At 39.8% G+C, this 19,416-nt stretch carries 22 protein-coding genes and 7 pseudogenes; 10 read left to right on the forward strand and 19 right to left on the reverse strand.

Features of this window, described 5'->3' with window-relative positions; translation table 11 throughout:
* Positions 1-11: 11 nt before the first annotated feature.
* Positions 12-1,112, reverse strand: coding sequence for a ribosome biogenesis GTPase YqeH (yqeH, locus tag SB724_RS07725; RefSeq protein ID WP_254003298.1), 1,101 nt, complete (start codon positions 1,110-1,112; stop codon positions 12-14).
* A gap of 2 nt (positions 1,113-1,114) precedes the next feature.
* On the reverse strand, positions 1,115-1,633 hold the full coding sequence (locus tag SB724_RS07730) for a YqeG family HAD IIIA-type phosphatase (protein ID WP_007408254.1): 519 nt from the start codon (positions 1,631-1,633) through the stop codon (positions 1,115-1,117).
* Between the two features lie 357 nt (positions 1,634-1,990).
* Between SB724_RS07730 and sda the strand changes: the two genes are divergently transcribed.
* Positions 1,991-2,131, forward strand: coding sequence for a sporulation histidine kinase inhibitor Sda (gene sda, locus SB724_RS07735; protein WP_003152850.1), 141 nt, complete (start codon positions 1,991-1,993; stop codon positions 2,129-2,131).
* A 132-nt stretch (positions 2,132-2,263) separates the two neighbouring features.
* Here the strand turns inward: sda and SB724_RS07740 are convergent, their stop codons facing one another.
* The 3 genes from SB724_RS07740 to SB724_RS07750 all read right to left on the reverse strand — a co-directional run bounded on the left by SB724_RS07740 (position 2,264) and on the right by SB724_RS07750 (position 4,009).
* Complete coding sequence (locus SB724_RS07740; RefSeq protein ID WP_254894354.1) at positions 2,264-2,398, reverse strand: hypothetical protein; 135 nt, start codon at positions 2,396-2,398, stop codon at positions 2,264-2,266.
* 75 nt (positions 2,399-2,473) lie between these two features.
* Positions 2,474-3,205: an SGNH/GDSL hydrolase family protein gene (locus SB724_RS07745; protein WP_045208461.1), complete on the reverse strand. Its 732-nt coding sequence runs from the start codon at positions 3,203-3,205 to the stop codon at positions 2,474-2,476.
* A 69-nt stretch (positions 3,206-3,274) separates the two neighbouring features.
* Complete coding sequence (locus tag SB724_RS07750) at positions 3,275-4,009, reverse strand: polysaccharide deacetylase family protein (RefSeq protein ID WP_007612700.1); 735 nt, start codon at positions 4,007-4,009, stop codon at positions 3,275-3,277.
* A 234-nt stretch (positions 4,010-4,243) separates the two neighbouring features.
* Here SB724_RS07750 and SB724_RS07755 point away from each other — a divergent pair, with 234 nt between their 5' ends.
* Positions 4,244-4,870, forward strand: coding sequence for a TVP38/TMEM64 family protein (locus SB724_RS07755; protein WP_410570682.1), 627 nt, complete (start codon positions 4,244-4,246; stop codon positions 4,868-4,870).
* 38 nt (positions 4,871-4,908) lie between these two features.
* On the opposite strand, the gene SB724_RS07760 is transcribed toward SB724_RS07755, so the two are convergent.
* Together SB724_RS07760 and SB724_RS07765 are read right to left on the reverse strand one after the other, a co-directional pair.
* Positions 4,909-5,286, reverse strand: coding sequence for a GNAT family N-acetyltransferase (locus SB724_RS07760; RefSeq protein WP_101669818.1), 378 nt, complete (start codon positions 5,284-5,286; stop codon positions 4,909-4,911).
* On the reverse strand, positions 5,252-6,502 hold the full coding sequence (locus SB724_RS07765) for an MFS transporter (RefSeq protein WP_410570684.1): 1,251 nt from the start codon (positions 6,500-6,502) through the stop codon (positions 5,252-5,254). Before SB724_RS07765 ends, SB724_RS07760 begins: the two co-directional genes overlap by 35 nt.
* A 458-nt stretch (positions 6,503-6,960) precedes the next feature.
* Between SB724_RS07765 and sigK the strand changes: the two genes are divergently transcribed.
* Complete coding sequence (gene sigK, locus SB724_RS07770) at positions 6,961-7,683, forward strand: RNA polymerase sporulation sigma factor SigK (RefSeq protein ID WP_007408248.1); 723 nt, start codon at positions 6,961-6,963, stop codon at positions 7,681-7,683.
* Between the two features lie 61 nt (positions 7,684-7,744).
* Here the strand turns inward: sigK and SB724_RS07775 are convergent.
* The 6 genes and pseudogenes from SB724_RS07775 to SB724_RS07800 all read right to left on the reverse strand — a co-directional run.
* Positions 7,745-7,930: pseudogene (locus SB724_RS07775) on the reverse strand (DUF2634 domain-containing protein); the annotation flags it as partial.
* Positions 7,931-8,030: 100 nt separating this feature from the next.
* The gene (locus SB724_RS07780; protein ID WP_410570687.1) at positions 8,031-8,729 is read right to left on the reverse strand and encodes an aspartate/glutamate racemase family protein; all 699 of its coding nucleotides are present in this window, start codon (positions 8,727-8,729) and stop codon (positions 8,031-8,033) included.
* A 94-nt stretch (positions 8,730-8,823) separates the two neighbouring features.
* Positions 8,824-9,093, reverse strand: a complete 270-nt coding sequence (locus tag SB724_RS07785; protein WP_265972406.1) for a DUF2577 family protein — start codon at positions 9,091-9,093, stop codon at positions 8,824-8,826.
* Between the two features lie 55 nt (positions 9,094-9,148).
* Positions 9,149-9,267, reverse strand: a pseudogene (locus SB724_RS07790) (recombinase family protein); the annotation flags it as partial.
* Positions 9,268-9,406: 139 nt separating this feature from the next.
* A pseudogene (locus tag SB724_RS07795) lies at positions 9,407-9,549 on the reverse strand (class II fumarate hydratase); the annotation flags it as partial.
* Positions 9,539-9,646: a winged helix-turn-helix transcriptional regulator gene (locus SB724_RS07800; protein WP_076982971.1), complete on the reverse strand. Its 108-nt coding sequence runs from the start codon at positions 9,644-9,646 to the stop codon at positions 9,539-9,541. The pseudogene SB724_RS07795 and the gene SB724_RS07800, both read right to left, overlap by 11 nt.
* Positions 9,647-9,863: 217 nt before the next feature.
* Here SB724_RS07800 and SB724_RS07805 point away from each other — a divergent pair, with 217 nt between their 5' ends.
* From SB724_RS07805 to SB724_RS07815, 3 genes and pseudogenes are all read left to right on the forward strand, one after another.
* Positions 9,864-10,706 carry a sialate O-acetylesterase gene (locus tag SB724_RS07805; RefSeq protein ID WP_410570689.1) on the forward strand — a complete coding sequence of 281 codons (843 nt, stop codon included), beginning with the start codon at positions 9,864-9,866 and terminating at the stop codon, positions 10,704-10,706.
* Positions 10,703-11,230, forward strand: a complete 528-nt coding sequence (locus SB724_RS07810) for a PadR family transcriptional regulator (protein WP_007408246.1) — start codon at positions 10,703-10,705, stop codon at positions 11,228-11,230. Before SB724_RS07805 ends, SB724_RS07810 begins: the two co-directional genes overlap by 4 nt.
* Positions 11,231-11,732: 502 nt before the next feature.
* Positions 11,733-11,851, forward strand: a pseudogene (locus SB724_RS07815) (sigma factor-like helix-turn-helix DNA-binding protein); the annotation flags it as partial.
* A 3-nt stretch (positions 11,852-11,854) separates the two neighbouring features.
* Here the strand turns inward: SB724_RS07815 and SB724_RS07820 are convergent.
* Both SB724_RS07820 and SB724_RS07825 read right to left on the reverse strand, forming a co-directional pair.
* A pseudogene (locus tag SB724_RS07820) lies at positions 11,855-11,983 on the reverse strand (recombinase family protein); the annotation flags it as partial.
* Between the two features lie 379 nt (positions 11,984-12,362).
* Complete coding sequence (locus tag SB724_RS07825) at positions 12,363-13,598, reverse strand: cytochrome P450 family protein (protein WP_410570692.1); 1,236 nt, start codon at positions 13,596-13,598, stop codon at positions 12,363-12,365.
* A gap of 456 nt (positions 13,599-14,054) precedes the next feature.
* On the opposite strand from SB724_RS07825, the gene SB724_RS07830 reads away from it, so the two are divergent.
* A complete protein-coding gene (locus tag SB724_RS07830; protein WP_265971243.1) occupies positions 14,055-14,615 on the forward strand; it encodes a TetR/AcrR family transcriptional regulator in 561 nt (186 codons plus the stop codon).
* Between the two features lie 162 nt (positions 14,616-14,777).
* Here SB724_RS07830 and SB724_RS07835 read toward each other — a convergent pair.
* The 3 genes and pseudogenes from SB724_RS07835 to SB724_RS07845 form a co-directional block, all read right to left on the reverse strand.
* Positions 14,778-15,452, reverse strand: a pseudogene (locus tag SB724_RS07835) (response regulator).
* Positions 15,453-15,488: 36 nt separating this feature from the next.
* Entirely contained in the window at positions 15,489-15,803 is a 315-nt protein-coding gene (locus tag SB724_RS07840; protein ID WP_410570694.1) for a sensor histidine kinase, read from the reverse strand.
* Positions 15,751-16,479 (reverse strand): sensor histidine kinase, encoded by a 729-nt coding sequence (locus SB724_RS07845; protein WP_265971242.1) that lies wholly within the window; start codon positions 16,477-16,479, stop codon positions 15,751-15,753. Before SB724_RS07845 ends, SB724_RS07840 begins: the two co-directional genes overlap by 53 nt.
* Before the next feature lie 203 nt (positions 16,480-16,682).
* Between SB724_RS07845 and SB724_RS07850 the strand changes: the two genes are divergently transcribed.
* The 3 genes and pseudogenes from SB724_RS07850 to SB724_RS07860 form a co-directional block, all read left to right on the forward strand.
* Positions 16,683-16,838, forward strand: a complete 156-nt coding sequence (locus tag SB724_RS07850; RefSeq protein ID WP_265971241.1) for a hypothetical protein — start codon at positions 16,683-16,685, stop codon at positions 16,836-16,838.
* Between the two features lie 3 nt (positions 16,839-16,841).
* Positions 16,842-17,012, forward strand: coding sequence for a hypothetical protein (locus SB724_RS07855; RefSeq protein ID WP_265971239.1), 171 nt, complete (start codon positions 16,842-16,844; stop codon positions 17,010-17,012).
* Between the two features lie 543 nt (positions 17,013-17,555).
* A pseudogene (locus SB724_RS07860) lies at positions 17,556-18,011 on the forward strand (SMI1/KNR4 family protein); the annotation flags it as partial.
* A 424-nt stretch (positions 18,012-18,435) separates the two neighbouring features.
* On the opposite strand, the gene SB724_RS07865 reads toward SB724_RS07860, so the two are convergent.
* Positions 18,436-19,350 (reverse strand): LCP family glycopolymer transferase, encoded by a 915-nt coding sequence (locus SB724_RS07865; protein WP_410570697.1) that lies wholly within the window; start codon positions 19,348-19,350, stop codon positions 18,436-18,438.
* Between the last annotated feature and the right edge of the window lie 66 nt (positions 19,351-19,416).

Below are 19,416 nucleotides of genomic sequence, written 5' to 3' on the forward strand. Positions count from 1 at the left end.
TCCCCTTCTCTCTATATTAATGAACGGCGGACAAATACGTGTACGCCTTTCGGAGCGTATGCCGTTATTTTTTTATCTGCTTGCTGCACCGTGACCCAGCCGAGACCGGAAAAAACGATATCCGTCTTTCCTTCTTTAATCGAAAACGTGTGGGGCGTAAGCTCCGGAAATTCATCCAAATGATCTTTTCCGGGCGGGGTAAGCAGTTCTCCCGCATGCTTTTCGTATAAGGCATCAGCATTTTCAAGCTTTGTTCTGTGAATCATCAATTCATTCGGCATATAGCAGACAAACGCCGTTTTATCGCCTGATACATAGTCAAACCGGGCAAGCCCGCCGAAATAAAGCGTTTGTTTTTCATTCAGCTGAAAAGTGCGCGGCTTCAGTTCTTTTTTCGGTGCCAGCACCTTTAAGTCACGCTTGTCCACGTAATGCGCCATCTGGTGATGGTTAATGATTCCCGGCGTATCATAAAGCGCAGATCCGTCATCGAGCGGGATTTCAATCGCGTCAAGTGTCGTGCCCGGAAATTGAGAGGTGGTAATAATATTCTCTTCCCCTGAGACCTCTTTAATAATCCGGTTGATAAATGTGGATTTGCCGACATTGGTACAGCCCACCACATACACATCGCGGCCTTCGCGGTAATGTTCAATGGCGTCAATGACTTCCTTCATCCCTTGTCCGCGGGAAGCGCTGATTAAAAAGACATCAAGGGGTTTTAAGCCGTATTCTTTCGCTTCGCGTTTCATCCATTGAACGAGGCGTTCCCGTTTTACGGATTTCGGCAGGATATCGGCCTTATTACCGACAAGAATAATCGGATTACCGCCGACAAAGCGGTTCAGCCCGTTTATCCAGCTTCCGTTAAAATCAAAAATATCAACGACTTTGACAATAAGAGAGTCAGTATCGCCGATTGTGTGCAAGATATTTAAAAAGTCATCATCCGTTAATGAAACATCTTGAATTTCATTGTAATTTTTCAGTCTGAAGCAGCGCTGGCAGATGACATTCTCTTTCGTGAGCGATGCCTTTGGCGCGTATCCGAGACCTTGTTTATCCTCGGTCTGGATCGTTACTCCGCAGCCGATGCAAACAACCTTTTCCATTTCTAATCCTCCCACTGAATATGGCCTTTACGTTTCAAAGAACTCAATATTCTCCGTTCAATCCGGCGGTTAAAGCGCGTCATGACTCCGTCAGAGGAAGCGACAGGCACGACGAGGATCGTATGATACCCGTTTCTGTTTCCGCCGAGAACATCAGTAAGCAGCTGATCGCCGATGACCACACAGTCTTCTTTTTTCAGATCCATGCTGCTGACGGCTCTTTTAAAGGCGCGCCCCATCGGTTTTCTTGCCTTATAAATAAACGGTATGCCAAGCGGCTCCGAGAATAATTTCACTCTTCGTTCATTATTATTGGAGACGATCGTGACTTTAATGCCGTGCTCCTTCATTTCTTCAAACCACTCGATTAATCGAGGTGTCGCACTCGGTCTGTCCCACTCCACAAGCGTGTTGTCAAGATCTGTAATAATCCCTTTCACATTGCGTTCTTTGAGCTTTTCCGGTGTGATATGAAATATATTTTTCACAAATTCGTCAGGTAAAAAAAACTTTTTTAACAAAACCCGCACCCTTCCTTTTCTTTCTATCATCTATATGTCGAAACCTGTCAGATTTAAAAACAAAGTCGGACTCAGTAAAAAAATTTCGACAAAAATTGGGTTTCTTCACCAGTTGTGGATAAAATTACACACATTATCCACTCTTATTACATCCGGATTTATCCAGATTATAAACAAGATACTAACAAGTTATCCACTTACGAGTGTGGATAACAGAACGATTGTTCTTATTTGTATTTCATGGTAGATTAAAGATAACCTCACCATGATTGAAACGCAACCTTCCATCATATGCTTGCGTCTGATGATTGATTACAATTGTAAGGAGGTGCCACTCCCATTAATTGGGTCCCCGGCATGAGAAAGCTTTCTGATGAATTACTAATAGAATCTTATTTCAAAGCCAATGAAATGAATTTGAGCCGTGAATTTATCGAGTTAATTGAAAACGAAATCAAAAGAAGATCGCTCGGACACATTATTTCCGTTTCTTCTTAAACAGAAAAAAGTTCCCGGGCGAATTTCCTTTTTTTACTCAGATGACTGATATTATATCACTTCGGTTATGCGCATTACTACCACTTTCAACAAAAAACACCCCTAAAATAGAGGTGTTTAAGAGGACGGCTGCTATATATTGAACCAATACAGACCGCCCAGGACGAGAATGACGACGAGCAGCACAACAAAAAATGCGTACCAGTACCCCGCATTCACCCGAGGAGGCGGGCATACAGGATGTTGCGGAGGGAAACCGCGGTTCATAGCAATCGCCTCCAAAAAGATGTTTTTTCTACAGCCTATGAAGCAGAAGCAAAACGGTTTAGGCAGCTGACGGCGTCAGCGTTCCAAAACCCGCCCATTTTTTATGCCTTCAATTAAGATTCTGGCGCCTTTTGGCGTCATATGATTTCCGGAAGGATCTATCAGTCCGGATTGGATCAGCGCCCGGTCTGTATCTTTGCCGCCGTCCGCGCGTATAAAGTGTTTCCAGTTATCCACCAGCGGCACTTTCAACTCAGCTGCAACCTGCCTCGTAACGCTGTTATAGGAATTATGCCATTTTCTCGCACCGCCTTTTTCTTTAAAGGCTGAGGCTTTATATCTCGAATAGTAATAGAGATGATGCGTTCCGTTTCCTTCTATAACCGGGATGCACGTCATTAAAATCGGCTTTATGCCGTGATTTCTGCTTTCGTTTATGAAATAAGTCAGGTTTTCTTTAAACCGTTTCTTTGATACCCGCGGCTGATCGCCCGTCAAAATGCCCGCATCATTTGTTCCGAACATGATAAATAAATATTGGGGCTTACGCTCCAGCACATCGCTTTGAAAGCGCAGGCGCGCATCCTCAGTCGTCTGGCCGCCTATTCCCGCATTTATAACCGTAAGACGGCCGCGTTCCGCTGTTTTTAAAATATTTACCCACTGCTGCGCCTTCGGATAATCACGATAATCCCAGTTGGAACCGCGCGTATTGCTGTCGCCGAATGCGACAACACTTTTTTCTTTGCCCGCGGCGCATCCTGATAACAGACAGATTATCGTAATAAAAAGAACAGCAAACTTCATTTTCTCTCCCCCCAAACCTTACCTCCTATGGTACACATCTCTTTGGCGGCTTTCAACGCGGCGCTCTCTTTACTGGATATGAAAAGGACCGGAATCCTGTCCGATCAAATCCGAAACCTTAACAAACGTGTAGCCCTGCTTTTTCAGCTTGGGAATGATTTCTTTCAAAGCCTCAACCGTCTGGCGCCGGTTTCCTCCGCCATCATGCAGAAGAACGATATCTCCATCTCTGGCATGTGAAACAACGTGCCTGACGATTTTTCCTTTCCCGGGCCTTTTCCAGTCTCTCGGGTCTTGGTTCCATGACCACATGATGATATGATAGCCCTCTTTTAAGATGCTTTTGAAAGCCGTATGATTCAGCGACCCTCCCGGCGGGCGGAATAACTTGTCTCCTTCCGGCTGAAGCGATGTGATATGATGCGCGGAGCTGTGAAGCTCTTGTAAAATGTCTTTGCGTTTCAGACGGTGAAAATAAACATGGTTCATCGTATGGTTGCCGATTTCATGCCCTTCTTCAACGATGCGTTTTGCCGTTATGGGGTATTTGTCTATACGGCTCCCGACACAAAAAAAGGTTGCTTTAACATTGTGCTGTTTCAGCACGTCTAACACAGCCTCCGTATAGACAGGATGGGGGCCGTCATCGAAGGTTAAAGATAGTTTCTTTTTTTCAGACCTTATATCCCAGTACACGTTTCCCGTTTTCTCCATGTCACTTCTTTTTAAAGATTTCGCATCGGCGGACACGGCAGTGAGACTCGTGAGGACGCATATCATGATGATCAGATGAAAGCATCTCAACGTTTACACCTCCAGTAAACACTACTGTTAACGTGTCCCCTTTTATAAAAAATCATTCTCTGCATCAAATGATGCACATCACCCGCTTCCCGCTTGTTTTTGTCCAAATCCGGGTGCAGCCTTTTCTCATCAAACGGCAAATGCTGATAAACAAATACGCTTATCGGACAGCTTATTTTAATAGAAGGAGATAGATTTGTGCTGTATACTAAATGAAAAGAGGTGAACGTGCAGATGATAAAAAAGGGATTCAGTCTTGCCGTCATCATTGCTGTCGTGATGATCGGCTTTATGCAAAAAGACGTCTGGCTCAGCATGATTCGCGCGGGCGGCATGTACGCCGTGCTTATGAGTATCCTTCTGGTCGCAGCTGACGTATTTTTTCCGATCGTTCCATTCGCCATTATCGCGGCCTTAAACGGAGCGGTTTTCGGGATTGTAAACGGGGTGTGGATTACATTGTCAGGCGCGATGCTCGGAACAATGGCATTGTTTTTTCTCGTCCGTTACGGATTCAGAGACTGGGCCAGAAAAAAGCTGATGGCTTACCCGGCCGCAGCCCAATATGAAGATTCATTTCATCAGCACGCGTTTACGGCGGTGCTTTTCGGGCGGCTGATTCCGATTATACCGTCGCTTGCCATGAATACCGTCTGCGGGCTGAGTAATATCCGATGGCCGATCTTTTTTTCTGCGTCGGTGCTCGGCAAAATTCCGAACATTGTGATCGTGACCGTCGCAGGCGCTTCATTTACAAGCAACAAACTGCTGTCTTTCGGGATTTACGGAATGTATATGCTCGTCTTAATGGCGGTCATTTATAAGAAGTTTCCCGGACTTTTAAAAACAACGAAAAAATGAAGCGCGTACCGCCCCCTATTCCGGCGGTACGGCTCCTCTCATTCTGAACCGACCACTACCATATTTTTCTTTCTGTAAAATGACAAAGCCGCTCTGAAAAACTGCCTCACGTATTGATGCAGTTTCGTTCCGCAACCCCTTCCCCTCTGCTGCTCAGTCATATAGTAAAGGTGCACATAACCGATTTTTTGGCTGCGGTAAAATTTGATGGAAGCTTCAAGCTGTCCGATCGGCTGCCCGTTATGAAAAAGCAGCATAAAACCGTCGGGAAAGCATTTGATTTGGGATGACAGCCACCTGAGATATTCATCCTTATTAAAATGATCCGCCGTGCCAAAGCTGACGAAAAACGAATCCTCACGAAATGAAACGGCCGTCTCTTTATGTTTGTTTAAATTGATCCGCTTGAAATACATCAGGAGTCCTCCTTTTTGCGGCCGCAAATAAGAACGAGCATAAAACGGCTGCCAACGCCAGCATAACAGCAGTGCCTGCGATGACGATGCCGCGGACGGAAGAACTGACAGAAGCCGCTCCGAAAACCGCCGTTACTACTATAATGAAGACGGCTTCGATTAATGAATAAAAGCTCCCCACTCTCCCCATGATGTCCACCGGAACATTCTTTTGATAAAACGTCAGAAAGCCTGTATTGGCAAACGCCAGAAAAAAAGCGAGAAGGAAAAATCCGAAAGCAGCCGTCCAAAAAACGTCAGAAAACGCATAAATCATATATCCGGCCGCTGTGAATAAAGAGCCCATTCCCATTAATAAAGAAGCCGGTATTTTAAAGAACACATTGACAAGCGCCCCCGCAATAATGCCTGCCCCTGAGACACTGACGAGAAAACCGTAATCGGCATCAGTCAGCTGAAGAACCTCTTTTGCAAAAGCGGCTTCAAGCGAATCAAGCGCGGATAGCATAACGTTCATGACCAGACTGAATAAAAAATAAATGATCATGACGTTTCGCGCCGTTCGGCTGAAGCGATAGACGAGCTTCCAATCTTCTTTGTAAACTGCCAAAGAAAGCTTCTGTGCGGGAGAATGTACGTGAGGCTCATTTTCAAGGTTCGGCAGCATCATCGTGATGAAACCGGACAGCACTAAAGCCGCCGCATTCAACCAAATCGCAAAAATCGGCGTGCCGACGATAAAAAGCAGCCCGGCCGCAGCCGGCCCGAGGAGAAAAGCCCCTGATTCCGACAAAGCCCTTAGTGAATTGAATCGTTTTCTCCTTTCAGCCGGAATAAGCATCGTCACATACGCCATGGAACACGGACGAAACATCGCATTGGCCATTTGAATCAAAAACACGATACAATAAATGGAAAACAAAGACCGTACAGTAAACATCAGCGGCAGAACGGCAATGAATGCAGCCCGGATGAAATCAAGCGACATCATCATATTCCGTTTGTTACACCGGTCGATGATGCTGCCAGCCCACCCATTTGTCATCAAAACAGCCGCAGGCCTGATCAAATAAAGGATGGAAACCGCAAAAGCAGACTCCGTTTCTTTTAAGACAATAAGATTAAGAGACAAAAAATAAATCCATTCACCAATATTTGCTATCCCGATTCCGGTTAACAGAAGCATCGGGTACCGCCAAGACTTCAGGTTTTTCATCTTATCCCTCCCTTAGAAATAAAAAACGCCCTCAAGACAATAAAGTCTTGAGGACGGGAAACAGCCCGCTATGCCACCTCAATTCGGTTTGGTGCCGGCCTTGCCGGGTACAAAGCTTACTCGGTAACAGGAGTATCCGCCGCATCATCCTCGTTTTTCATGATTCCGATGCGAAGCTAAGAGGTTTGTTTCAACACATCCATTCATACTCCTTCACAGCTCCCGGAGCTCTCTGTCATGAATGATATCTGTCTACTCGTCTCTTCAGCGCTTTTCAGTTATGTTCTTTTCGCCCTTACTTTTTTTAACAATATACAGGCTCAATCAGCAAAAATCAAGAGGCTGTAAGAAATAAAACCCGATTTTGATTAATTTCCCTGTACAGACACAAACAGCCCTACCGACACATACAGTTACATATAGGCGATTGCCTACATAACTTTGTGGAGGTGAGGACGGTGACAGGTGTTTTTGCAGCGCTCGGGTTTATTGTGAAAGAACTTGTGTTTTTAGTATCATACGTGAAAAATAATGCCTTTCCACAACCGCTCTCAAATAATGAGGAGAAAAAATACTTAGACCTTATGGCTGAAGGAGATGAACACGCCCGCAACATGCTGATCGAACATAATCTCCGTTTAGTCGCCCATATTGTGAAAAAATTCGAAAACACGGGAGAGGACGCAGAAGATCTGATCTCCATCGGTACAATCGGGCTGATCAAAGGAATTGAAAGCTATTCAGCCGGAAAAGGCACGAAGCTTGCCACATATGCCGCACGATGTATTGAAAATGAGATTTTAATGCATCTGCGCGCATTGAAAAAAACGAAAAAAGACGTCTCCCTTCATGATCCGATCGGCCAGGATAAAGAAGGGAATGAAATAAGCCTGATCGATGTCCTCAAGTCGGAAAGCGAAGATGTGATCGACACTATTCAGCTCAACATGGAACTTGAAAAGGTCAAAAAATATATCGACATTTTAGACGACCGCGAAAAAGAAGTCATCGTCGGCCGCTTCGGGCTTGATTTAAAAAAAGAAAAAACGCAGCGCGAGATCGCAAAGGAGCTCGGCATTTCAAGGAGTTATGTGTCGCGGATTGAAAAACGCGCATTGATGAAGATGTTCCATGAGTTTTATCGAGCGGAAAAGGAGAAGCGGAAGAAGAAGGGAAAGTGAGCGAAAAGCCGGATCTGACATCCCGGCTTTTTCTAATATATCTTTTTCAATCATGACTTTAAACAGAATATGCGTAGCGCTCAGTATGAAGGGATAAATATACAAACTGTTTAATCGCGTCAAGGCCTGTGAAGAATTCATTTGTGATACGGCCATTTTCAAAATCTATTTTGTAGGTTTGAGAGGTCCCTATGACTTCGCTGTCATCTTCAATATCATCAAATTCAATTTCTGAGAAAAGGGACATGATAAGATCACTCCTATAACGTTCCTCCATTTATTGATTGAATGAACCATAATAAAAACCGCTCCTAAAGAGCGGTTTTAAAATATAAGAAATAATCATTCTAAGAAAAAATTGAAAGGGATTTATTTACTGCTTTTTGAGCATGGATTAAAGTCGTATCAAATAATGGCACTTTTGAATCCTCTGCCTTTACTAATAGTCCAATTTCAGTGCATCCAAGAATAATTCCTTCTGCTCCTCTATCCACCAAATTATTTATGATCTTCTTATAAATGTTTTTGGAAGACTGTTTAATTTCACCCAGACATAGTTCTTGATAAATAATATTATTTATTAATTCTCTTTCATCATCATCAGGAACAATGACATTAATATCATGAGACGCAATACGTGATTTATAAAAATCTTGTTCCATCGTATATTTAGTACCAAGCAATCCTACTGAGCGAATGTCTTGTCTAATAATTTGTTCTGCAGTTGCATCGGCAATATGCAAAATAGGTATAGTGATCATTTCTTGGATATATCCAAGAACTTTATGCATAGTATTTGTACATATTACAATAAAATCTGCACCTGCTTTTTCTAATGATTTTGCAACTTGACCTAAAGCTTCACCTGCTTTATCCCAAGCTCCTATGGATTGATAATGTTCAATTTCCTTAAAATCAACACTGTATAAAAGGCATTTTGCCGAGTGAAGCCCTCCTAACTTCTTTTTTATTTCTTCATTGATAATTCGATAATACTCAGCTGAAGATTCCCAACTCATTCCGCCAATAAGACCAATAGTTTTCATAACCCACCTCGGATGAAATTTTTCAAAATATTATAGTTATTCTATAGCATAGATTAGGTCTTTACAATTATTTATTTTTTCAGGATTATTATCATTAAATTTTATCGAGAATAAAAAATGATTGTCCGCCTTTTAAGGAGAAAACCATCAAATTCTCACCCATTTTCAGTTCTTCATCTTCTCCAGAGCGCAACCGTTTAGGAATAATAATCAAATCAGCAGGTATTATTAATTTGTCATTTTCATTAAGCCTTATTTCAATAGATGAAACGGAAATCACTTCAGCCGGCATAATATCCACCGGTGACTCACATTCAATAAAGTCAGAATATAGAAAAAGAGATGTGACAGTTATGAAAATCATTTTTCTCATTCGTTACTGCATTTTGATATCAAATGACTTGACTTATAAGTCTTTAACTTGCGTCCTCTCTCAAACGATTCAACGCCGGACGCTCTAAAAAGCTCCTCAGAAAATCCTTCACAGGCATATTTCAGTCCCTGCTTTCTTTATGTAGACCTCGATCTGGCTGCCGATGCTCGAGCCCTTGTTCCTCGGTTGATAACCTTACAGCTAATGGCTATCATCCTGAAGTTTGTCCTACTGAGGTGATTTTCAACGGTGGAAAAAAGAAAAACTAGTTACTGATTAGTAACTAGTTTTTATCTTAAAAGATTCAAATATTAGGTTTCAGATTTTCTGGTTTAACCATCTCATCAAATTGTTCTTCCGTTAAAATGTAAGTTGCACGCAGTCTTTTTAGCATTAACCCTTCCTTATGAACAAACTTGGAATTTTCGAATAATTTTCATACCCGATAAGGTTCTAATTCTCTAAGTTTTCGTATCAATATCCTCTGTGTAATCCATGGGATTAACCTTTTAAGTTCATTAATCCTAACTGTTTTATTAGACAAAGCTTACAGATCGAATTTCATGGCGCCTATCGATTTTGCAATTTCTGGATCTTGGTACGACCCGAAAAGACTTTCTCCTTTATCAAGGGTGGAAATTTTTTCGATATCCTCTAAGCTCAACAAAAAAATAAAACCTAGTTGAAACTTTACAAGACAAGCTGAATGGACTATAGTCTAATTAGACTAAAATATTGATGTAAAGAAGTGAAAAAATTAGATGATAAAGTCTTTTTTAATGTTGGGGCAGTCGAATATGGCGGGCCGTGGATTTTTGAATGAAGTAGACCCTATCTATAATGAAAAAATTAAAATGCTGCGCAATGGACAGTGGCAAATGATGACAGAGCCGATTAATTACGACCGTCCGGTTTCCGGCGTTGGCTTGGCGGCATCTTTTGCAGATGCTTGGTCGAAAGCTCATCCCGATGAAGAAATTGGCTTGATCCCTTGTGCGGAAGGTGGCAGTTCATTGAATGACTGGCATCCGGAAGGCATCCTTTTTCAGCATGCTTTGTCCGAAGCCCGCTTCGCCCTCCAGTCCAGTCAAATTTGCGGAATCCTTTGGCACCAAGGTGAGAGTGACAGTTATCGTTCGCTGCATGAAACTTATTACGAGAAATTAACTCTTATCATCGAGACGCTAAGAAACGAGTTGAAACTTGATGAGGTACCGTTGATTATTGGAGGGCTTGGTGACTTTCTTGGGAAGACTGGTTTTGGACAGCACGCGACTGAATTTCGACAGGTTAATGAACAATTGCTGCGTTTTGCCAATGAACAACATAATTGTTATTTTGTTACTGCGACAGATTTGACTCCGAACCCTGATGGCATTCATTTAGACGCAGCTTCACAACGCAAATTCGGTTACCGCTATTTCGAGGCTTTTTCGAAAAAGCACCATATCCTGAAACCCATTTCGGGAGAGGAGCAATCACTGAAAGTGAATGGTGACTATTCTAAAACAGAACAGATTTACCTTCATAGTATGGATTTGGCTTCGGGTAAAATCACGTACGCGGAATTTGAGGCGCGGATGGCGAAGGTGATGAAACCATGATTCCCTTACTTATCCTTGGCTTGCTCATCCAAAACCCCGGAGCTCACGGCTATGAACTTCTGGCTTTAATGGAAAAACGTCATTACAAATACATTGTTAACTTCACGAAAGGTTCATTTTATTACAATCTGCAGCAACTTGAAGAAAAGTGTTTGATTGAACAGATTCAGCAGAAACCCTCAACCAGCGGGCGTGAAATCCGTAACTTTAACGTCACAGAATCGGGAAGGGCAGAATTCGAGAAATTAATGATCAAATACGGGACCAAATCGGAATATGTGAACCTGCAATTTTATGGGGCGTTACTCTTTGCTGATGAATTCGATAAAAATAAATTACTGGATCTGATCCAATCACAAATCGATCAGACTAAAACTCGAATCGAACTCCTTGATGAATACCTGTCCATCACTCAAGAAATTCCCGGCACAATCAATTACTTTCGCCGTATGAACGAAAATTCCCGTTCACATCACTTGGTTAATTTAGAGTGGTTCGAAAAATTGAAAGCAGAAATAGAGTGAGCTATTGCATAATAAAAAATGCAATGTTACATATATAAGAAGATGAGTTACCTACATATAAAACCTGTGTCGCAGATATCTAGTAACATCATTGATACAGGTTTTATACTCCTTCTTTAATTAAACCAGTAATAGGGTTGTCAACACTTGCCCCAAACAAGAGCAAGTGAATCTGCTGCGTGTTCTTCTTTTTTCAATCCTTCGTATTAATAACCACTTTTTACACCTATTTAGTATTCAAATAAGTCAACTGATTTTTCTCCTTCTTCCGCTAAACTGCTGCTTTCGTCGAATAAGTAAAAGTGATCTCCCTTAAAGAGGAATCACTTCCTCTAATTGAACAAGCAGTGAAGGTGAACATCGTTCTCGACATAACTAAAATTTTTTATATACCTCTGCGTAAGCAACTTTCAATTGATTGATATTAAACCCCTCCAACAAGAAAACTCCGTTTAACAATCCATTTCATTTGGATAACCCTTCACCTTTTGGACTTTTTCCCCGCGAAAAGGAAGTCATCGTCGGCCGCTTCGGGCTTGATTTAAAAAAGAAAAAACGCAGCGTGAGATCGCAAAGGAGCTCGGTATTTCAAGAAGTTACGTGTCGCGGATTGAAAAACGTCATTGAGGCATCCTTCCTCAGGCCATTCAAAGCCGGACGTTCTAAAAGCTCCGCAGAAAATCCATCAACGGCATACTGCAGCACATCCTTAGTCCCTGCTTTCTTTATGCAGGCCTCGATCTGGCTGTTAATGCTTGATCACTTGCTCGGCTGCCCCCCCATATATTACCACCACCCTGGATCTTTTTCCTTTAGAGTTTTATTAAATATTGACAGCATTTGTCAGCTTGCGGTCCCTCGATGATTATTACCTTCATAAAATGCATATTGCTATGTAATAACTGTTTGTCCTGGGTTATTTTAAATTAGGTGAAAAACAAATAAAAAAACACCGATAGTAGGAAACCATTGGTGTTTGCAAGACATTTTCACGCCCAGTAAGCTTAAAACTTTGTTTTTGAAAAACTATATAAACTAATATTTTTTTATGTTGATTGCAACAGTTTAATGATTTAGTTTTATTGAGGAGTAAAAACGACATAAGTTTGAAGATTACATGTCCACCAAAAGATTAAAAACTGACCGGCAGTTCTTCGAGTGCTCTCATCAGAAAATTCCCTTTCCATTTAATTTGTTCCTTTTCACCTTTTATCTGTATATTTGGACAGCGGCGTAATAAGGTGGAAATAGCAATCTTTGCTTCTAACCGTGCAAGCTGTGCACCAAGGCAAAAATGGCTGCCGTGACCAAAAGCAATGTGACGGTTGTTCTTTCTTTCAATATCAAATATGTCGGCATTTTGAAATATCTTTTCATCACGGTTTGCTGATGCTAAGGAAATGATGATCACGTCTTTCCGTTTAATCTCCTGCCCATGCAGTATAAACGGTTCGGCCGTCCAGCGAATCGTCGTTAACTCAACAGGGCTGTGAAACCGCAATGCTTCTTCTATAGCTGAATTCATCAAGGCCGGCTGCTGACGGAGCTTCTCTAGTTGATCATGGTGACACATCAGAGCATATGTCATATTGGTGATTAAGTTTACAGTTGTTTCATGACCTGCAACGATAAGCAGCACAATCATCGAGTACAATTCTTCTGTACTTAATTGTGTGCTTTCACTTTCCGCTTGAATTAATGCACTGATTAAATCTCCTGCAGGCTCGCTCCTTTTTTTACGAACTAAGTATTCCAGATATTCAACAAATTCCCCTAACAAATGGTCATTCTCCTGAAGTCTTTCAGGGGCATCTGAAAAATCAATGATCGCTTGCGACCAAACTCTGAATTTTTGACGGTCTTCTAGGGGAATGCCAAGCATTTCACTTATCACGATAATCGGCAAAGGAAACGCATAATCGTTTACCAGGTTCATGAATTTGCTGGGCTGTACTTTATCCAATAAAGAATCTGCTATATGTTGGATTCTGTCTTCCAACTGCAAAATCATCCGATGAGTAAATGCTTTCTGAACAAGAGTCCGCAAGCGATTGTGATCAGGGGGATCTGAATTAAGCATATGCTTTGTTAAAGGCTCTTCATTCTTCAATAGAATAGGATGTTTCTCTTCTTTTGCGGTAATTACATTTTCATAGTTTTTCTTTAATTTTTCGTTCTTTAATAAATGTATTGCATCATCATATCTCGTTATGAGCCAGCCTTCCCCCAGAGTTCCTAAAGATAATGGGTAGAGAGGGTGTGATTTTCGAGAATCTTTATAAAAATCATATGCTTCATCTTTAAATGCTCTGGAAGACAATTGACTTTCCGTCAAAATGGTTACACTCTTTTTCGGTTTTGAAGACATTCATTCAACCTCCATCTTCATAAGTGTTATGATCATCTTTAAATATCAAAAGAGAAATCTAATTATATGTTTGAAGGACTTTTCTTTTAAAACCCCAACAACAATTTCACCATTCTGAATACCAGCAAAACAGAAATGCTTTTTAAAATATGCTTTTGTTAGTACTTTATGCATTTCAAAAATAAATGAACGATCTTTTTTCGTATTTTACAGAAAATCCATAGAAGGATATTGATTGAAAGATTCATAAAATAGCCTTGCCACTTTGTTTAATTCATCAGCTCTTGCTTGTCGATAAAGAAACATTGATACACCTCCTTTTCAAATAAACATTTTTCGACTCCTGAACACATGTTCATTATAATGGTAAGAAAATTTGAGTATCAATCTGCAATTTAGCTGTACATGTACATTAATGAACATGCAAAGCTAAATTGTATATTAACGGAGGACACTATGGGGGACAGACGCTCAATCAAGACAAAAAGTGCTATAAAACATGCCTTTTTAAAGTTGCTTCTAGAAAAAGAAATCAACAAAATAACTGTTTCCGACTTATCTAAAAAAGCCGATATAGGACGAGGCACCTTTTATCTTCACTACAAAGATGTTTTCGACTTATATGAGCAGATCGAAGACGAAATATTTGAACAGCTAGGAAGCATTTATGACGCATCTTTTCCAAGTGATGATCCAATGAACATGCTGACCTTTATAGAAAAAACTACAGAATACATATATCAAAACGTCGAAATTTTCACATTGTTAACAAAACCAAAAATGAATGTCCTTTCAATCAACAAACTTAAAGCGTTTTTCAAAACGAAAATGATTGAGGAATTGAGCGTGATACGACAATTTGCAAAATCCATTACGGAAACCGAGAAATTTGAAACAACATTTATCGTTTCAGGTGTAGTAGGAATTATAGAGGAATGGATTAACAACGGGATGATACAAACACCTGCTTGTATCTCCAGTATAATTCATCAATTGTTATTAAAATTTGAAGATTAGCATGCAAAAAGGTAACGAATTGTCTATTGAATATATTTTTTCGTCTTTAATGCGGTTATTGTAAGCCTTTTGTTTCTTGACAGATTTTAAACACACAAAAAAATACCAAGGGGCTCAAAACCTTTGGTATCATGGTGATTAAATTTAAATAACATCTTTCAATTATTCAACTACCCCTTTTCGTATGGCAAATACTACGGCTTGTGTACGATCTTCAACACCAAGTTTTTGAAAAATGCGATGGACATGTGTCTTTACTGTCCCTTGTGAGATATGAAGAATGTCCGCAATTTCTGAATTTCTCCGGCCGTAAGCCATTTGCTGCAATACATCGGTTTCGCGTTCAGTTAAGGGTTCGGGCAAGTCTGAAGGTTTGGTATCATTTTGTTCATTATTCCTATCTTCACTAATAGCTTGTGCAAGTGCCTTACTAGCCATTGCTGTTCGGTAAATCGCTTGACCTTGGTTAACCCAACGAATACCATCTAGAAGTTCTTTCGTATCGGTATCCTTTAATAAATAACCAACAGCACCGGCTCGAATGCCATCAAATACATAATCTTGGACATCGAATGTTGTAAGAAGCACCACTTTGATATAAGGCATTTAATCAAGAATGTTATAAGTAGCTTCTATGCCTGTCCCATTTGGCATTTGAATGTCCATAAGGACCACATCAGGATTCGTTTTTTTTGTAATCTCTATCGTTGTTTTCCCATCAGCTGCTTCACCAACAACTTCCATGTCTGCTTGTGAATCAATGATATATTTTAAAGCCTGACGGACAATAGGTTGATCATCAGCCAGTACGATTCGAATCTTATTTTTTTCATCCATTTCCTATTTCCTCCCACAAAAGAATAAACTCATTTTTTACGGATTATGTATATCATGATGTGACCTTTTTTCAATTGGGAGTGTTATCTCAATACAAAGACCATGCGGTTTCACTGAAGTAAATGTACACATCCCTCCATGATGTTGACAACGTTCTATCATTCCATTTAACCCGAACCCTGCTTCCAACGGCACCTCATCCACATAGTCCCCATTATCAGATACCTTTAAAATAATTTCATCATTCACTTCCTCAAGGTGAATTGTAACCGATGTGGCATTTGAGTGACGTAAAATGTTAGTCAGGGATTCTTGCAGTGTGCGGTATAGTACATACAATACTGGTTTCATTGGGCCATTCGGAAATTTTTGATTCCTGAACAAAATTAAATTGAATTGAAGAGCGACCTTGAATTTGAGATACGAGTCCTTTTAATGCGATAATCCCGAGACCCATTTCGTCGCTTGACCATTCTCTTACTGAAATACGAACTTCAGCCATAGCTTGCCTTGCTATCTGAAGTAATTGTGTGGTTACTTCAGATGCCCTTTTCGGTTCATCCGGCAGCATAATTTCAAGAGCCTGCAGCTGAACGATTAAGGATGTAAGCTGGTGGCCAAGACCATCATGAATTTCACGAGCAAGCCTTATACGCTCTTCTAAAGCTGCATATTTCATGGAATGCATAGCAGCTTCCTGCAGTTCAGCGTGTGCTTCTTTTAACTCTTGATGCGCCTTGTTTATTTCTTGCAGGTGTAATTCCTTCATTCGATAAGCATTTTTCCAAATCTTACGAATTAAGACCACTATTGTAAGCAAGGGCAGAATAGAAGATAAATACTTGTACTTATCATAAACCGTTGCCAAAATCCAAACTAATGGACATAACAAAGTTGCGTCAGTTATCCCATATACATCATTCAAAATTAACTCTATTGCTATAATCAAGAGCGAAATAACAGCATATTTTATTCCGCTCCACCATGTCTCCCGTGCCCATAGTAAAACGAAATATAACAGTATCATTAAAGAAAATCCAATGACAGCCTCAAATACTTGATTCGTGAATTCTTTATACAACACATATAACAAAGCAATGGTTGCAATTTTTTAGCATTTGCCCAAAAGTACAATAGGAAGCTTGCCTGTTAGTACGTTTTGTTTATTCGATTTTAAAATTAAAATAAATAAGAATTCTTATAGAATTTCCCCCTAGGAGGAGATCTCCAATGAAATCAATTGATCTCATCATTGAAGCACTCAATAGAAAAGGGATCCTAACTGAAAAAACATTTAAAAACCGATATTCTAAAATTTTTAAAAAAAGAAAAAGTTTTATAAAGAAACGAATCAAGAGGGTTTTGAAGGAAAAGAAAAGAGGATAACGTATGTATTGGACTTTAGGTAGCTTATTTTATCTCCTCATCGGTACTTGTATTTTCATTAGAGTCATTAGGAACAGCCAATCAAGTTCTTGGTTACTTTTAATATTAGCAGCTCCATTTATTATTTTTGGTTACCCATACTTCTTTTTACAGCAGCTTCTTGCTAAACGATAAATTGTTACGTCTTATCTAAATGCAATGTTGACAGTATTCTTATTAATTATTTGAAAACAACGTTTCAATTTGAATTTTATGGAATTCCTTTCGCTAAAAACAAACCAGCTGGCCCTGCACCAATAATAGTTTCATTGTGCATGTATTTTTCCTCCGATTGTTTGATTAGACTTAACACTTCATATCATATCAAAAAACGCCTAAAACCCCGTAGTATTCCACAAAGGGATTATAATGAAGATTTGTGTCATCGGCCATAAAGAATCCCTTTTTATTCTCAGTCATTTAAAAGCTGACCTTATGTTCATCTTTTGTCATTTTGGCCAAAACAGTTCCGATCCCAGGGCACCATGTTAAAAAAACTGCTGCAATACCCAACCCTATCTTTTTTATATTCACTCCCCTCCTTCCAAATCATACAACATTGGGGAAATGTTTTCCTTTTAAAATTTTTTGGCATTAATATAGGTATATCTACTTTAATGTCGAATAATATATAGCTATGCGAACTATACCCCGGCATTGCTTTAAGGAGGAAAAACAGTGCATCATTTTTGGGAAGCAACTGAAGAAGATCCTTATAAACTTGATAGTGTAACTGAAGATATGATCAAACACACCGAAAACAGGTTAAATATCATTCTGCCTGAGTCGTACAAGAAGCTTATACTCAAGCAAAATGGAGGAATGATAAATTACAATGCATTCCCCACAACTGTGCAGAATTCGTGGGCAGAAGATCATATTGAGTTTGATTACCTGCTAGGGCTAGGTGAAGACCCAGGAATTTTAGACAGTTCATACCTAATAAAGGAATGGGATTTACCCGAAAATGTTCTCCTTATTCATGGAGACGGACATACTTGGACAGCTATGGATTATCGAGAAACAAACTCAAACCCTCCAATTCACTACTTCGATGTGGAAACTGATCAGGATTTCAAACTAGCAACCTCGTTTGACGAATTTTTGTCAAAACTGTATTTGCATCATTACGATATGGACAAGATATAACAATGAAGAAACAGAAATTCACAATGTATCTGAGTCAATAACTCCTTCAACAGTCAAGGCGATCCGTGAAAAAGCCGGCTTCAATGAGAGCTTCGAGCCAACTCCAAAAGCAGACTCAATTCTTGTTATGCCTTCAATTTCTTTCTTTTTTGGCGACTACCGATTTTCTCGTAAAGTTCTTGGAGTCGCAGAATCGTTAGCTCTTTAAAAACGAGATCATTTCGTAACATTCATTGTTCTCCTGCTAATTACTTAGTCCGAATTAAAAACCCAACGAAAAACGAAAGAAAACGTTGGAATTCAAACAAAAAAACGGCGCATTTCCCCGCCAATGGGACAGTTTTTTGATCATATTAAAGAGCAGCTTAAAGCAGCTGCTCTTTTGTGAGGGTATTATAACTAGATATTTTTAAGATTTTAAATTTAATTGCTTTCTAAGTTTTTTTGATAATTGGTTTCTCGTTTCATCAGTTACAACATGATACCATAAGTTATCTATTCTTTTATCTTCACCTTTTATTTCTAGCTGTTTAATATTTTTCACGGCTTCTTTATAGGAATTTTGGATATCAATCATTTTATCCATTGTTAAGTTAGTTTGAATATTGTCTTCTAATGCAGCTAAAATTCCTTGATAGTTTTTTAATGAATTTAATTTTGTGCCTTCATGAATCATTTGGTTAATGATTTCACGCTGCCGCTGCTGACGGCCCAAGTCCCCGCGTGGATCTTCTTTTCTCATTCGTGCATATTTAAGGGCAACCTTTCCATCAATGTGCTGTTTCCCTTTTGGTATATGCACACCTTCAAGGGTGAAAGGAAATTCATTATTTACCGTTATCCCGCCAATAGCATCCACAATATCTTTAAATCCCTCCATGTTTACTTTGATATAGTAATGAATTGGAATATTTAAAAATTGTTCGACAGTTTTTACGGAACCTTCTATTCCCTCATAAGTATATGCCGAGTTTATTTTGATATTAGTATTCTTCGATTGCATGAATAATCTGGTATCACGCGGAATACTTACCATTGTTGATTTTTTTGTAATTGGATTAACAGTTAATACAATCATGGAGTCAGTGCGTCCTTTATCACCTGGGCGCTCATCTACGCCCAGCAAGAGTATTGATATGGGATCGTGTTTATTAACAACATTTTGTGACTTGGAATCCCTATCCAGAGGCTCATACATGTGACTGACCGATTTTGCTACAGTACGGTAAATAGTGTAGTAAGTCAGTCCTCCAACCGTTAACAATAGAGCTAGAATAAACAGTATAATATTTTGCATTTTCAGTTTCCTTCTTCCGATTTTCATCCATAATTCCTTTCATAATGAAGAGTTTAAAAATGTAAGTATTGACAGTTCTTTATTATCGCTTAT

The organism is Bacillus sp. SIMBA_031 (genome assembly GCF_046535225.1).
In the GTDB taxonomy this organism is placed as follows: domain Bacteria; phylum Bacillota; class Bacilli; order Bacillales; family Bacillaceae; genus Bacillus; species Bacillus velezensis.